Here is a 14,148-nt window from a genome sequence, read left to right as displayed (position 1 = left end):
TTAGTAAAAATATCCTGTCGATTTGTTTATTCAACTTCGATCTCATCTGCAAATAACCAGCTATCTGTAGATCCATTGTTTACGGCTACTATTTTTACGTACCGTGCCTGTGTTGGTTGGTTAAAAGCAAGTGTAATTTTCCTGCTATCATTAAATGGTTTTTCCGCCATCGTTTGAGTTAAACTGTTATTCCAGATTTTTCCATCTGTTGAAGTTGATATCTGTACAGATTTAGGTAGAAATATCATGCTTCGTTCCTGTTTCCATACATCTAAGCTTACTTTAGAGACATCCTGTGTTTTGCCTAAATCAATAACAGCATCTAAATCGCTGTTTTTCCAGCCCAGCCATTCGTCTGACGGGTATCCTTTTTCAGATTTCACCCCATTCACTAGTCCAAAAGCTCCGCCAGTCCCTAAGTAAGGAGCAGATGGTGGATTTGCAAGGGTTATATTTTTACCTGTTGCTTTATTAAAAGAAAAGTTCTGGCTAACCGAATCCAATAATTTTTTTTGGTCCACTATTGAAACAGTATAGTTACCAGAGCCGCTAATTAAAAGGGGCTGTTCATATTTAAGTCCTGCACTAGTTACATTGTTTGTTATATAAATCGGCGCTTTGCTTTTGCTTTCCAATGACCATAGAATAGCTCCATCTCTTTTAGCAGGCGTGATAGTCGATTTAATATCATAATATGCCGTGCTGTAATTTGCCTTCCATAGATCATATCGCTTAAACTCTTGAACCATTCTTTTCTCAAAATCACTAGCGTTTCTTTTTTCCTTTAGCGACCACAATACTTCACTCAAAGCACTCATCCTTGGAAATATTTGATATTCAACTTTTTGGCCGGTTTTCATATATTCTGTCCAAATATTAGCCTGTGCACCTAATACATATTTTGCCTCAGTTGAGTCTAATTCTTTCGGTATAGGCTCATAACCATATACTACCTCAACCGGCAAATATCCACCGATAGTAAGGGAGTCTTCGTGTTTGCTTTGCGAATGGTCGAAATAAACATAGCTACCGGGAGTCATAACAACATTATGTTTTTGTTTAGCTGCATCAACCCCACCTTGTTCTCCACGCCAACTCATTACAGTAGCATTAGGTGCAAGGCCGCCTTCAAGAATTTCATCCCATCCTATTATCTTTTTGCCTTTGCTGTTTATATATTTTTCTATTCTTTGTATAAAATAGCTTTGTAATCCATGCTCATCCTTCAATCCTTTTTCTTTTATGAGCTGTTGGCAAAATTCAGAGCGTTTCCATGATTCTTTAGGACATTCATCTCCACCTATGTGTATGTATTGCGATGGAAATAATTGCATTACTTCATCCAATACATTTTCTAAGAAAGTAAAAGTATATTCTGATGGACAAAAGACATCTTCATATACTCCCCACGCCTGCTGTACTTGTTTTCCCTCGCGGCTTCCACTCCAGACAGAATTGGCAGCGGGTTTTGTAGGCTCGTTAGGAAAACAGCTCAACTCAGGATATGCAGCAATGGCAGCAGATGAATGCCCGGGTAATTCTATTTCTGGAATCACAGTTATAAAGCGGTCAGCAGCATACTTCACAACATCCCGTATTTCATCCTGCGTGTAGAAGCCGCCATATCTTAAGCTGTCGTTACCGGTGCCAGGATGATGACCAATAATAGTACCGTTTCTAAAGCCTCCAACAGATGTCAGTTTTGGATATTTTTTTATTTCAATTCTCCAGCCCTGGTCTTCTGTCAAATGCCAGTGAAAAGTATTCATTTTGTAAAGAGCGATGTAATCAATATATTTTTTTATGAAGTCTACAGGAAAAAAATGACGGCCTACGTCCAGGTGCATTCCCCTGTATTGGAAACGCGGGTAATCTTCGATAGATGCACATGGAAGCGCATATTCATTCTGTGACGTGGGTGGCAGCATATGCAATAGTGTTTGTATACCATAAAAAGTTCCCTGGTAAGTATCACCTACAATGCTTATGTTTCTCGGGTTAATGGTAAGCGTATATCTTCCATCGTGTTCGGGCTTTTGTACCGTTCTTCGAGTACTTAATAAAATACAATTTGATGGTGCCTTAGCTTTTCTAATTATTCCTAAAGTAAAACCATAATAGCTTTTAAGATAATCGTTTAAAAAATTAGCAGAGTTTAGTTCCGCAGAATCACTAAAAGCAATTTTTGTTTTATTGTTAAAAAGAAATTTTCCTTCACTTACTTTGTAACTAACAGGTGCAGGGATGATATTAATATTACTATCCTGTGCAAATAGTGAAGTAGTAAAAAACAGAAAAAGTACTATTGTTATTTTTGTCATTGTTTTTTTTTTCTTTTTATTCTTAAAATTAATTGTCGGTTTATTTCTTAGTTATCATTATTATTAAACTTCGTTATGTTTTAGAACTTTAAAATAATAAAACTAAATCCTAGGACGAAGAGTGTTGCCACGCATTTCTTTAAACAAAAAACCCCAATCTTTTTATTATTGGGGTTTTTTACTAAAACTTTTTACTTTATTCTACTCTTGAAATCTTTAAAACGTTTGTTGGCAAGTGCAATTGAACGGGTGTACTTCCTGTATTGATTACGGTGTCTCCTGGTTTTAAAAACCCTCTCTGTTTTAAAATTTCTATCTGGTCAGAAATGATTGAGTCAAGACTTTCTTCTTCTGAATAGAAAAATGCTCTCACGCCCCAACTAAGGGTTAGCTGGTTAATTAAAGATCTTTCTTTTGAGAAAATAAACAAAGGTGCCTTTGGTCGGTAGCTGCTTAAAACAAAACCAGTGTAACCACTTTTTGTCATACCAATTATTGCATCAGCATTCACATCGCGAGCTATTTTACATGCATTGTAGCAAACAGCATCACTTAAAAACGACGGTGAGTGTGGTTGAGGTTTTAAATCTTCTTCGCGGTTATACCTATATTCTTTTTCAACTTCCGCTATTATTTTTACCATTGTCTGTACAACAAGTGCAGGGTGCTGACCCGTAGCTGTTTCACCACTTAGCATTACTGCATCAGTTCCTTCAAGCACAGCGTTAGCCACGTCGGTTATTTCGCTTCTGTTAGGTTTTACACGATCTATCATACTTTCCATCATCTGGGTAGCTACAATAACTGGCTTCGCTCTATGTAAACATTTTCTGATAATATTTTTTTGTATCATCGGAACTTTTTCTACAGGCAGTTCAACACCTAAATCTCCGCGTGCGATCATAATAGCGTCACTCTCAACTATAATATCGCGAATGTTTGCAACAGCTTCTGGCTTTTCAATTTTTGCTATGATCTTTGCCTTGCTTTTTCTTTCATCCAGCTTGCTGCGAAGTATTACAATATCTTTTACATTTCTTACAAATGATAATGCAACCCAATCGAGCTGCTGATCTATAATAAAACTAAGATCTTCAAGGTCTTTATCAGTTAAGGCCGGTAAAGAAATTTTTGTATCAGGAAGATTAATACCTTTTTTAGATGATAAAACACCTCCGAGTGTCACTTCTACTTTTACATCTCCGTTGCGAAGAATGTCAACAACCCTTACTTCCAGTTTTCCATCATCTATCAATATAATGTTTCCTAATTTCACATCACCGGCAAGGTTGGGGTATGACACGTATATTCTCTCCATCGTTCCCACACATTTTTCGTTGGTAAATGTGAGAATATCTCCCGTTTCAACTTTCAATGCATTGTTTTCAATTTCACCAACACGTAGCTTAGGACCCTGCAAATCTCCAAGAATAGAAATGTTGCAGTGTTCTTGTTCATTCAATGTACGAATATGCTGAATGATCTGCGCTTTATCTTCATGAGAACCATGTGAAAAATTCAGACGAAAAACATTTACACCTGCCTGTACAAGTTCAACTAACTTTTCGTATGTATCACATGCAGGACCAACAGTGGCGACAATTTTTGTGCGGTGTGTTAAAGTATCTAAATTGATCTTTCGGTCCGTTTGCTTGTTCAGATATTGCGAAATTTCTTTTGACATTGGTTATAATTATAATATTGTATTAATCTTTGAAATCTTATTAGAATAATTTTTAAAAATACTCCTTTTAATTTAGCTGGCTAAAATCTTAACGATTTTAAGCCACTGGTTACTCATCTTTTGTTTTGCTTTTATGGCATGATCAAGAGGTGTATAATACATTTTGTTATTTACTATTCCTACCATCACATTAAACCTGCCTTGTATTAAGCTTTCTACAGCATGATATCCCATACGGCTTGCGATTAAGCGATCAAGACAGCTTGGTGATCCTCCGCGTTGTATATGACCAAGTATGCAAACCCTGGTATCAATATTTGGCAATCTTCTTTTAACGATTCGTGCTATTTCATTTCCACCTCCAAACTCGTCGCCCTCGGCCACTACTACCAGGTTTACCAGCTTTCTTCTTTTTTCTTTTTCAGAAAGAGAGTTTACGAGTTCCTCAATATCTGTCTTCGTTTCAGGAATTAAAATATTTTCTGCACCTGTTGCAATGCCGCTGTGTAGCGCAATATATCCTGCATCACGTCCCATTACCTCTACCACAAAGAGGCGGTCGTGCGCGTCTGCAGTATCTCTTATTTTATCTATTGCTTCAACAGCTGTGTTAACCGCAGTATCAAAACCAATGGTAAAATCTGTACCCGCTATATCTTTATCTATAGTGCCAGGCAGTCCTATACACGGAATGTCAAATTCGTTGCTAAATATTTGTGCACCTTTAAAACTGCCATCTCCACCAATTACTACTAATCCATTTATGCCTCTTTTTTTCAGGTTTTGATAAGCGATCTCCCTTCCGGCATATTCCCTGAATTCTTTACTTCTCGCACATTTTAAAATAGTTCCGCCACGTTGAATAATGTTTGCAACACTACGACTTTCCATTTTAAAAATATCATCTTCTATCATTCCGTTATACCCCCTCATTACGCCGTACACCTCAAGTCCGTGATAAATGCCAGTTCTCACTACTGCTCGTATTGCCGCATTCATACCGGGACTATCTCCCCCCGAGGTTAAAACAGCCAGTTTTGTAACTTTTGTCGCCATGATAATTGCTATAGGTTCTTTAAATTTTCTTTAAGCAGTATTTATAATTATTGCAGTGTAATTTAAATGAAGGCGCAAAACTAAGAAATTACATGTAAAACGGTAAGCACTCTTTTAATATTACAGCCTTTTAAAAAATATCTAGGTGTAAAACTGTAAATAATTTTGAAAATGTTTAGGATTCAAGTCACCCGGAATCGTTTTTCCTATCGACAATATAAAATTTATGATTAATCTGATACTACAATCATATATCTTTTAACCTTTATAACAAGGTTGGCGGCACCGACGCAAACAATTGCATATTAGTCACCTAATTTGTAGAAAATGGCACCACAAATTTCAGTTTTTTGTTGCAAACTTTATCTATTCCTTACAACTTTTAAAGAATGTATAAACGTAAACAAGTTTTTTAATCGTTCATCTAAAAATTTCCGTTGCAATTGAAAAAAACAGGTTGATTTTTGAGATTGGGACTACAAAATTTATCCATTTTCTGCAAAACGCCCTTCAAATAATTTTCCCTTACTTTTGCAACCTATGACACAGGAACAAATTAAGGAAATGAGGGACCGCGTAGTTGTCCTAAGGAGGTTTCTTTGACGTCGATAATCGTCAGGCTAAAATAGATAATGATAAGCAACTTTCGCTTTCGCCGGGATTTTGGGATGATAATGAAAGAGCCACCGGCATTCTTAAAGAAATTAAACTAAATGAGTTTTGGACAAAGCTGTACCATGCAGTAGAAACAGCGGTTGAAGACTTTGCTGTGCTGTTTGATTTTTGGAAAGGGGGGGAGGCTACTGAAGAGGAGGCAAAGGAAGCATACGATCACGCTATTGCAGCTATAGAAGAAGCAGAGTTTAAAAGCACACTTAACCAGCCCGAAGATGAGCTTACTGCCGTTATGCAGATTAACCCAGGGGCAGGCGGAACAGAAAGCCAGGACTGGGCAGAAATGCTTATGCGTATGTACAGGATGTATGGGCAGAAACAAGGCTGGAACGTAACCGAGCTCGACCTGCAGGAAGGTGATGGAGCGGGTATTAAGAGTGCCACACTTCAGTTTGAGGGTCCGTTTGCTTACGGGTTTTTAAGAGCAGAAAGTGGTGTGCATAGACTTGTTCGCATTTCTCCATTTGATAGTAACGCGCGTCGGCACACTTCCTTTGCCAGTGTTTATGTTTATCCCTTGATTGATGATACAATCGAAATTGAAGTAAATCCCGCAGATGTGGAATGGGCTTTCTTTAGAAGTGGAGGAGCAGGCGGACAAAATGTAAACAAAGTTGAAACAGCTGTTCGCTTAACACACAAGCCCTCTGGAATTATAGTGGAGTGTCAACAGGCAAGAACACAGGGTGAGAACCGTGAGAAGGCTATGAAAATGCTTAAAAGCCGGCTGCATGAAGAAGAAATGCGCAAACGTGAAGAGATTAAAAATGCCAACAATGCCAGTAAGAAAAAAATAGAGTGGGGCAGCCAGATACGCTCGTATGTTTTCCACCCGTACAAAATGATCAAAGACCATAGAACCGATTATGAAGTGGGTAACGTGCAACCAGTGATGGATGGAGAACTGGATGGCTTCATTAAGGCTTACCTGATGATGCAAAAGGAGGAAGAAGCAGCTTAATCCTCCTTGCGATTCGATCTTTAGCTAACTTTTTTTGGGGGCAGAGCAAAGGCAATGGCCTCATGTTCAAAATGGCCCTTATGAGAAGCATCGCAAAAAGGCTTATTTTTAGAAAGGCCACAACGACAGATGGAAACTTTTTCCCTTCCGCCCAGGTCATAAATATTTCCGTTTTTATCTACAATTTCAAAATCACCTTCTACTAATAAAGAACCGTTGTTGTTTACTGTAATTTTAGTTGACGCCATATGTGTTTTATAAATTAATTGGCGCAAATATAGAATTAGAAATAAGTTATTTCTTCTAATTTCTAGAATCAGTCAATATTAGAAAGATATAGGAACGCTAAATAAAGCGATTTACGAAAATTATAAGACGGAGGAATTTGTTGCCAGCACGTATCTTCCTTCTTTATAGCAGCATTGGATAATTGCTTTAAAAAAAATAATTTTCATGCAGCTTTTTTTCCACCTTTTCTGTCTGTTTAAGTGTTATAAAGTTTAGTTTTTTCTTTTTTACAGTTATTTATAGTTTAAATAACCAACACTAACTGCCTATTCAAGATATAGACCCTGCCAAAAGTGGGGTCTATTGATTCTTGTCATAATTGAAATCAAGTGCCTCTATAAATAAACACCTGCAGTCGATCGTCTTATTAGTTGTACGCCGCCCGAATAAACAACGACAGTTTCAAATAGATAAGGTGTTGGAAAGGTTGAAGGAGCAGCAGTATAAAATTTTATCTGGGCATATTACGATCTTATAGAAATATATATTAAGATTGATTTTTATTACCCGAAGTTTGAGATTTTTTGTAGTTGTTTTTTAATTATTAATATTTGTTTGTATTGTATAAGAACATTGGGAAATTTGCTGCCATATTACTATTTATCTAAACAGTCCACCTCTGCATTGCAACCTTTGATAGAACCAGTTCATCTAAAATCATTAATATCGCAGCAGAATTCTTTTAAAAACCATGAACAAGCAATTTTTACGTTTCCTGCAGACAACACTTTTCGGTTTGGATATAGCAATGCTAAATCTTGTTTTTATTATATCTCACTTATTTTTCAGAGACCGAATACCTAATGAATACTTAAATTATTATTTTCAATATTGGATATGGATAAACGTTATTTGGATAATATGCGTTTGGTTAGGTGGTATATATGGAGAAAAGACAATACTATCTTTTGAGCTTTTTTTTGGCAGAACAATCAAAGTTTATCTTTTTTGGTTTTCCTTTTTAATTTTATATGAATTCTTTACCGGGCAATTTTTACTCTCCAGGTTATTTATATTTTCATTGATTTTTGCCTTTGGCTTCGGTCTTGTTCTTAATCGTTTTGCCTATATAGGTTTAAAATTGTATGTTAAAAAAGGAAATAAATATGTAAAACGCATTCTTATTATTGGTTATAATAACACCGCTAAAAAATTAGCTTCTTATTTAGAACAGGAAGGGATTAATACAGAAATTGTAGGTTTTACAGAAAATGAAGATAATGTAACCGAGCTTTCTCATTATCCGATACTAAGCGATATTAAATCAACAGTAGAGATATCCAAGCACCATAAGGTAGATGAAATATTTTCTTCTATAACTCCTGAACAAAATTCTCAGCTGTACACAATAATACAACAGGCAGAACATGAATGTATCAGGTTTAGAATTGTACCTGACTTCTCTGTTTTTATCAAAGGACCCTTTTTTGTCTCGTATCTCAACGATATGCCTATATTAACGGTAAGGAGTGTAGCATTAGACGATTTTAATAATAGGGTAAAAAAGAGAATTTTTGATATTGTTATGAGTTCTTTTGTTATTCTGTTTATTCTTTCCTGGCTAATTCCGCTACTCAGTTTACTTATTTTTATTGAGTCTCCAGGGCCGGTTTTCTTTTCGCAGTTTCGTACCGGAAAAAATAAAAAAAGCTTTTTATGCTATAAGTTTAGAAGCATGAAAATTAATAAAAATGCCGATTTGCAGCAAGCTACTAAAAATGACGACAGGGTTACTAAGATTGGCAGGTTTCTTAGGCGTACAAGTCTTGATGAATTTCCTCAGTTTATTAATGTCTTAATTGGTAACATGAGTATTGTCGGTCCGAGACCTCACATGATTAAACATACAGATGATTATTCTAAAATAGTGGATCAATACATGGTACGCCATTTTTCAAAACCTGGTATCACTGGCTGGGCGCAGGTAAATGGCTATAGGGGAGAAATTACTGAGACTTCAGAAATAAAAAACAGGGTCTACTACGATATCTGGTACCTCGAGAACTGGAGCCTGCTTTTAGATATAAAAATTGTATTTCTAACAGTTTTCAATGTATTGAAAGGAGAGAAGAATGCTTATTAAAAAATAAGCATTCTTTGTCTAAATATTTTTTCATCAAAAAATGTAATTGAAACTGCCGGTTGTATCGTATTTACGCCATCATCAGCTTGGAAAAATTGAGTTTGCTTAAATCTAAATCTAAAGACTGCTTTTAATAACCCTCACAGTCACAGATAATTGTCCGACATGCCTCATGGTGTGCTCGGCAGCATGTACCAATAGCCCTAATACTGTCGATGGAAGCTTTGCTCTTCCAACACCTCGTGGCTCATTTAATATCTGTTCGTTTGTAAAATGTAGTTGTTCCAGGGCTTTATCAACCTGTTGGTTAAATAATTGTACAAGCTCTTGAAGCATTATGTTGTTTTCTCCAGGCTTTCCTTCTAATGAAAGTGCATTCAGTTGTTGTTCATTAAGCGCCTGGCCCTGCGCATAGGTGAATAACCTCTCCAATACCCCCTTCAAGTGTTGTAAATGAAAACCTACTGATGCAACACCCGCAGGTTTACTCCAAAGATGGTTTTCGGGGAAATTTACAAGAATTTTATTTACTTCTTCCCTTGCCTGCAACAATGCGTGTGCAACAGGTTGTAGCAGCACAGGAATATTTGCAACCGGGCCTCGTAGCCATACTTCAGGCTTATTCATTTCTGTCATCCACTTTTAGTTTATTGATAATCTTAAAGATGGAATTTAAAGCTCTAAATTAGTCAGTTAACAATACTTTTTTTAAATCCTATTTTATTGTCCATCGAAGGCCTAAAAATCCTTTTGCCCCCTGTACCGATGCATAATTATAACTGGGGTCAAAAGTATAGCCATTGGGATTGGTATCAGCTCTTGCATTTCCATTGTTATCAAAGTATTTTCCTCCTGCTTTGTTGAATGGATCATCGGAATGAATAAAGACATCAACCGGAACAAAGTTTAGAAGATTTTTGATTCCTGCATATATTTCCCAGCTTTTTTTTAATGTCTTTGTTAGCTGCAAATTCATAATGCAATACAGAGGCGATTTCTGCCGCCGGAAATCTTTTGGTTGTACCGGCAAATACATTGATCCATTTATTCTTCCTGTCCAATCAACCGATAAGCCTGTTTTAGGTATCGAATAGCTTACAGCATATGTGCCCGAAAATTTTGGAGCGAATAATTGAGGTACTTTTGTTTTGTTTCCCGAAATGTTTATATCTATTTCATAAACATCCATATAAGTAATGCCTGCATTCGCTTTAATTCCGTTGATAAAAGACAGATCTGCGTTTATTGTAATTCCCTTTGAGATAGCATGACCTTTTAAATTTTCATAAATAATTTTAGTTGGGTCCGTAATGAAATCACCCACAATTTTATTTGTGAAATAAGTATAAAAAGCACTTGCATCAAATACGGCAAACCCTTTTGGCAAACTAATTTGAGCAGAGTAATTGAGATTTATGTTCCAGCTTTTTTCGGGCTTCAATGTTTCAGTTATTATAACCTTTCTTGCACCTGTTAATGCTGCATGATCCTCGGTAAAAAGATTTACGACACGATAACCGTTGCCCGAACTTAATCTTATGGTGCTTAATTTACCACGAGAATATTTAAAGCTTATACGCGGCGTAATTATGCTGCCATGATTGTTATTATAATCATAACGTACTCCCATTAATGTCGTCAGCTTTTCATCAAATTTCCATTCGTCTTGAATAAAAATACCGGGTAAATAAGTTACATAAGGAAGATTTTTGCCGTCTGCTTTTGCAGTTGCAGGAGAATTATCGTCATACCGGGTGAATCGAAAAGGCATGCCAAAAAGAACTTCGTGCTTGTTGAAATTTCTGTTATAGCGTAATTGTCCAAAAGCCACATGTTGTGAAGCGTTGTAAGACGTGATGCCATAATAACTATCCTGGTGATGGTAATTGTATGAAAAATCGACAAATAAGTTTTTTGCCAATTCGTAATTCCCAATAAGTTCATAACGGTTTGTATAAATACTTTCACCGTAGATACTGTCGGAGCCACGATAGGTTTTATTCCATTCTAATTCTCCGCCCCAGCGGTTTTCAAACACATATCTCCACGCCAGGGTAAACAACTTATTATTCTTCCTTTTGAAGTTCCATTTATTAAATAATGAAAAGCGGTTTTGTAGTGTTACATCCGTAAAGTTGTCATGGTTAATATCCCTTTTCCTCCAATAGTTAAAATAGTTCATCCCCAAAATGGAGACATTATCACCGCTTTTAAGCTTTGTATTTACATCTACATTATACTCTCCAATGCTGGTTACCGATATATCTGTTTTATATTTGTCTGCAGTTAACGGGTCTTTAGTAATAATATTTATTAACCCTCCTATAGCTTCACTTCCATATAATGTTGAGGCGGGGCCTTTTACCACTTCAATTCTTTTTACCATACTATTTGGTATACCTGCTAAACCATACACTGTTGATAAGCTACTTACTATTGGCATGCCATCGATCAGAATCATAGTGTACGGTCCTTCCATTCCATTTATATGTATATCTCCAGTGTTGCATACACTGCAATTAAGCTGTGGTTGAATACCATTGACCATTTGAAGGCTTTCAAATATATTGGGCGAAGGATTTTTTTTAAATAATACCGGGGAATATACTTCAACTGGAATCGGGCTTTCCATTTTTGAGATGGCCTTCATTGTTCCGCTAACCACAACTTCTTCCATTACAGTTTCGGCTGGCTTTACATCAATGCTGTCAAGGTTTTCACCTTCTTTAATCACAACTTCTTTTACCTGGTGCACGTAGCCGATTCTTGAAAGATGAAGTTTTATTTTACCAGGTGGTATATTTTTTAAAATAAACAACCCTTCCGCATTTGTAATCGCCCCTTTTCTATTGCTTTCTTCAATAACAGTGACGTTAGATAAGGGGCGGCCGTTCGATGTAACCTTTCCTTGTAAAGTGTTTTCTTTTATTGGTACTGTCTGCTGAGCCGGAGTAACGAAAGCTGTCAACAATACTAAAAAGCTTAAGAAGAGATATTTCATTGATTTCTATTTAGCCTTGTCTAAATTTTTATTTTAACAAACTTAAATAAAATATATTCATTCGATGAATTTATTTTTAATTGATGGTGAAACTTGTATTGCCAGAAGTAAGAATAGTCTTATTTAAAACTACTTTTCATATACCGCTTTTTTCTTGTTGAAAACAACCTTATAATTACTCGCATTATAATATCACGTTTTTATACTTCTTGCTGTACGTTTGCAGAAATTAGATTTATGAAAAAAGTATTTTCAATTGTTTTTACTTCTGTTGCGTTATTTGCCGCTACCGCAAATGCCCAGGTAACAATGCCAGCTCCCAGCACTACCCAGACAATTATACAGGATTTTGGTATGGGTAAAATAGAATTAACTTACAGCCGTCCCGGCATAAAAGGTCGCCAGGTTTTTGGTGCCGGCAGTGAGCTTGCTCCTTATGGTAGGCCTTGGAGAACAGGCGCAAATGCAGCGACAAAAATCCATTTTTCAGACAATGTTACTATTGGCGGAAAAAACCTTGACTCTGGAAGTTATGTCATTTATACTGTTCCAAACCAGGGGCAATGGGATGTTGTTTTCAGTAAAGGCACAGCGTATCCCGGTTCAGAGGGTTTTAAAGAAAGTGACGATGTTGTTCGTTTGAAAGCACCTGTTACTACTATTAAAGAAAAAATTGAAACTTTTACAATGCAGTTTGCAAATGTAAAAAATGAAAGCTGCGAACTGCATTTAAGGTGGGGTAATAGTGATGTAGCTGTTCCCATTACAACCAATATAAAAGACCGTATCCGCACTCAATTAGAAGCAGCTCTACAAGGCGACAAAAAACCTTACAGCCAAGCCGCAACTTTTTATTATGAGTATGACAAAAACTATCAAAAGGCTTTAGAGTATATTGATAAGGCAATAGCTGAAAACCCGAAAGCGTATTTTATGTATTTACAAAAAGCAAGAATTCAGAAAGACATGGGAGACAAGGCTGGTGCAAAAGCAAGTGCGATGAAAACAATTGAGCTTGCTAAAGAAGCAAAAAATGCAGATTACGAAAATTTTGGAAATAAATTATTGAAGCAGCTTTAACTCGTTCTTTTAAGGTTGAAAATGAAAAACTCCCTTTATTGAGGGAGTTTTTCATTGATAATGTAAACGTCTTCGATGCTGAAACAATTTTTTTGATTATTTTGTAGTTCCCATTTTAGCTTCCATGCTCAAGGTGGCATGTGGTACGGCACGGAGGCGCGCTTTATCTATGAGCTTACCAGTAACACGACAAATACCATACGTCTTGTTTTCAATACGCATAAGGGCTTTTTCAAGATGATCGATAAAAGTGATCTGGCGGCTTGCCATTTGGCTCAGTTGTTCCCTTTCCATACTCATTCCACCATCTTCCATGGTCATGTACCGATTGTCTGTCTCATCTCCTCCCATTTCATCACGGCGTGTTATCAGACCCTGAAGGTATGCCAGCTCTTTTTTTGCAGCATCTAATTTTTTTCCAATCAGATCTCTAAACTCCTGTAATTCCGCATCGCTATACCGCATAGTGGGATTAGCTGGAGCAGAGGCTGGAGTGTCTAAAACACTTTTCATAAAATCAGGTTCATAATCTACTTTTTTATCTGTAGATGTTTTTGGAATAACCACATGGTTATTTTCTGCTGATTTTGCAGCCTTTGAAGATGCTTTGGGAGTTTTTATTTCTTTTTCTACCTCAACAGTTGCTTTAGACTTTTTTTCAGATACTTCTTTTTTTGTTGAAGCGACTTCTTTGCTATCCTTCGAATTTTCTATTGGTGTTTTTTTCACTGGGGCTTTCGATTTTTTAGTAACCGGTTTGTCTAAATCTGTTTCTCTAGATTCTCCGGTCGTTGATTTAGTAAATTTATCTGCAACAAACTCAGATTTTGTACGTGTTGCTAACTTATTTTCCTGCTTGTCAAATGTTTGTTTTGTTGGTTTTAATGGCACTACAGGTTCCCTTTTTCCAGAGGTAACTTTTGTTGTTCCAGCTTTTTTTAAAAATTCACTGGCATCAGAAGCAGGCTTTGCTCCTTTTAAAGGTTTTTTTGCAGCCAT

10 protein-coding genes are annotated in these 14,148 nt (G+C 36.5%); 3 read left to right on the top strand and 7 right to left on the bottom strand.

The features are described 5' to 3' along the window. Nucleotides 1-26: 26 nt before the first annotated feature. The 3 genes from B154_RS27430 to pfkA form a co-directional block, all read right to left on the bottom strand. Complete coding sequence (locus B154_RS27430; protein ID WP_018611451.1) at nucleotides 27-2,321, bottom strand: glycoside hydrolase family 20 protein; 2,295 nt, start codon at nucleotides 2,319-2,321, stop codon at nucleotides 27-29. A 196-nt stretch (nucleotides 2,322-2,517) separates the two neighbouring features. Next, nucleotides 2,518-4,005, bottom strand: coding sequence for a pyruvate kinase (gene pyk / locus B154_RS0102050; protein WP_018611449.1), 1,488 nt, complete (start codon nucleotides 4,003-4,005; stop codon nucleotides 2,518-2,520). A 72-nt stretch (nucleotides 4,006-4,077) separates the two neighbouring features. Then, complete coding sequence (gene pfkA / locus B154_RS0102045) at nucleotides 4,078-5,061, bottom strand: 6-phosphofructokinase (protein ID WP_018611448.1); 984 nt, start codon at nucleotides 5,059-5,061, stop codon at nucleotides 4,078-4,080. A 540-nt stretch (nucleotides 5,062-5,601) separates the two neighbouring features. On the opposite strand from pfkA, the gene prfB reads away from it, so the two are divergent. Further along, nucleotides 5,602-6,697 (top strand): peptide chain release factor 2 gene (gene prfB, locus B154_RS0102040; protein WP_211217441.1). Its coding sequence is split into 2 segments (ribosomal slippage): nucleotides 5,602-5,649 and nucleotides 5,651-6,697, totalling 1,095 coding nucleotides; the frame shifts between segments, so codons are not numbered across the junction. Nucleotides 6,698-6,717: 20 nt separating this feature from the next. Here the strand turns inward: prfB and B154_RS0102035 are convergent. Beyond that, the gene (locus B154_RS0102035) at nucleotides 6,718-6,945 is read right to left on the bottom strand and encodes a CDGSH iron-sulfur domain-containing protein (protein WP_018611444.1); all 228 of its coding nucleotides are present in this window, start codon (nucleotides 6,943-6,945) and stop codon (nucleotides 6,718-6,720) included. A 731-nt stretch (nucleotides 6,946-7,676) separates the two neighbouring features. On the opposite strand from B154_RS0102035, the gene B154_RS0102030 reads away from it, so the two are divergent. Beyond that, entirely contained in the window at nucleotides 7,677-9,068 is a 1,392-nt protein-coding gene (locus B154_RS0102030) for an undecaprenyl-phosphate glucose phosphotransferase (RefSeq protein WP_018611443.1), read from the top strand. A gap of 117 nt (nucleotides 9,069-9,185) precedes the next feature. Here B154_RS0102030 and B154_RS0102025 read toward each other — a convergent pair whose 3' ends face one another. Together B154_RS0102025 and B154_RS33555 are read right to left on the bottom strand one after the other, a co-directional pair. Continuing rightward, on the bottom strand, nucleotides 9,186-9,704 hold the full coding sequence (locus B154_RS0102025; RefSeq protein ID WP_018611442.1) for a DinB family protein: 519 nt from the start codon (nucleotides 9,702-9,704) through the stop codon (nucleotides 9,186-9,188). 79 nt (nucleotides 9,705-9,783) lie between these two features. Further along, nucleotides 9,784-12,069: a TonB-dependent receptor gene (locus tag B154_RS33555; RefSeq protein ID WP_018611441.1), complete on the bottom strand. Its 2,286-nt coding sequence runs from the start codon at nucleotides 12,067-12,069 to the stop codon at nucleotides 9,784-9,786. A 237-nt stretch (nucleotides 12,070-12,306) separates the two neighbouring features. Here B154_RS33555 and B154_RS0102015 point away from each other — a divergent pair, with 237 nt between their 5' ends. Next, nucleotides 12,307-13,149 (top strand): DUF2911 domain-containing protein, encoded by an 843-nt coding sequence (locus B154_RS0102015; RefSeq protein ID WP_018611440.1) that lies wholly within the window; start codon nucleotides 12,307-12,309, stop codon nucleotides 13,147-13,149. Between the two features lie 96 nt (nucleotides 13,150-13,245). On the opposite strand, the gene B154_RS32095 is transcribed toward B154_RS0102015, so the two are convergent. Beyond that, the gene (locus B154_RS32095; protein WP_018611438.1) at nucleotides 13,246-14,148 is read right to left on the bottom strand and encodes a TraR/DksA family transcriptional regulator; all 903 of its coding nucleotides are present in this window, start codon (nucleotides 14,146-14,148) and stop codon (nucleotides 13,246-13,248) included.

Source organism: Segetibacter koreensis DSM 18137 (genome assembly GCF_000374045.1).
Lineage (GTDB): Bacteria > Bacteroidota > Bacteroidia > Chitinophagales > Chitinophagaceae > Segetibacter > Segetibacter koreensis.
The sequence above is the reverse complement of the archived record's forward strand: the minus strand, read 5'-3'. Positions and strand labels throughout refer to the sequence as shown.

Bases quoted from the DNA above. Each gene is read 5' to 3' on its own strand.
- B154_RS0102025 (WP_018611442.1), bottom strand. From the start codon at position 9,704: ATGACAGAAATGAATAAGCCTGAAGTATGGCTACGAGGCCCGGTTGCA.
- B154_RS0102015 (WP_018611440.1), top strand. From the start codon at position 12,307: ATGAAAAAAGTATTTTCAATTGTTTTTACTTCTGTTGCGTTATTTGCC.
- B154_RS32095 (WP_018611438.1), bottom strand. From the start codon at position 14,148: ATGGCTGCAAAAAAACCTTTAAAAGGAGCAAAGCCTGCTTCTGATGCC.
- B154_RS27430 (WP_018611451.1), bottom strand. From the start codon at position 2,321: ATGACAAAAATAACAATAGTACTTTTTCTGTTTTTTACTACTTCACTA.
- pfkA (WP_018611448.1), bottom strand. From the start codon at position 5,061: ATGGCGACAAAAGTTACAAAACTGGCTGTTTTAACCTCGGGGGGAGAT.
- B154_RS0102035 (WP_018611444.1), bottom strand. From the start codon at position 6,945: ATGGCGTCAACTAAAATTACAGTAAACAACAACGGTTCTTTATTAGTA.
- pyk (WP_018611449.1), bottom strand. From the start codon at position 4,005: ATGTCAAAAGAAATTTCGCAATATCTGAACAAGCAAACGGACCGAAAG.
- B154_RS33555 (WP_018611441.1), bottom strand. From the start codon at position 12,069: ATGAAATATCTCTTCTTAAGCTTTTTAGTATTGTTGACAGCTTTCGTT.
- B154_RS0102030 (WP_018611443.1), top strand. From the start codon at position 7,677: ATGAACAAGCAATTTTTACGTTTCCTGCAGACAACACTTTTCGGTTTG.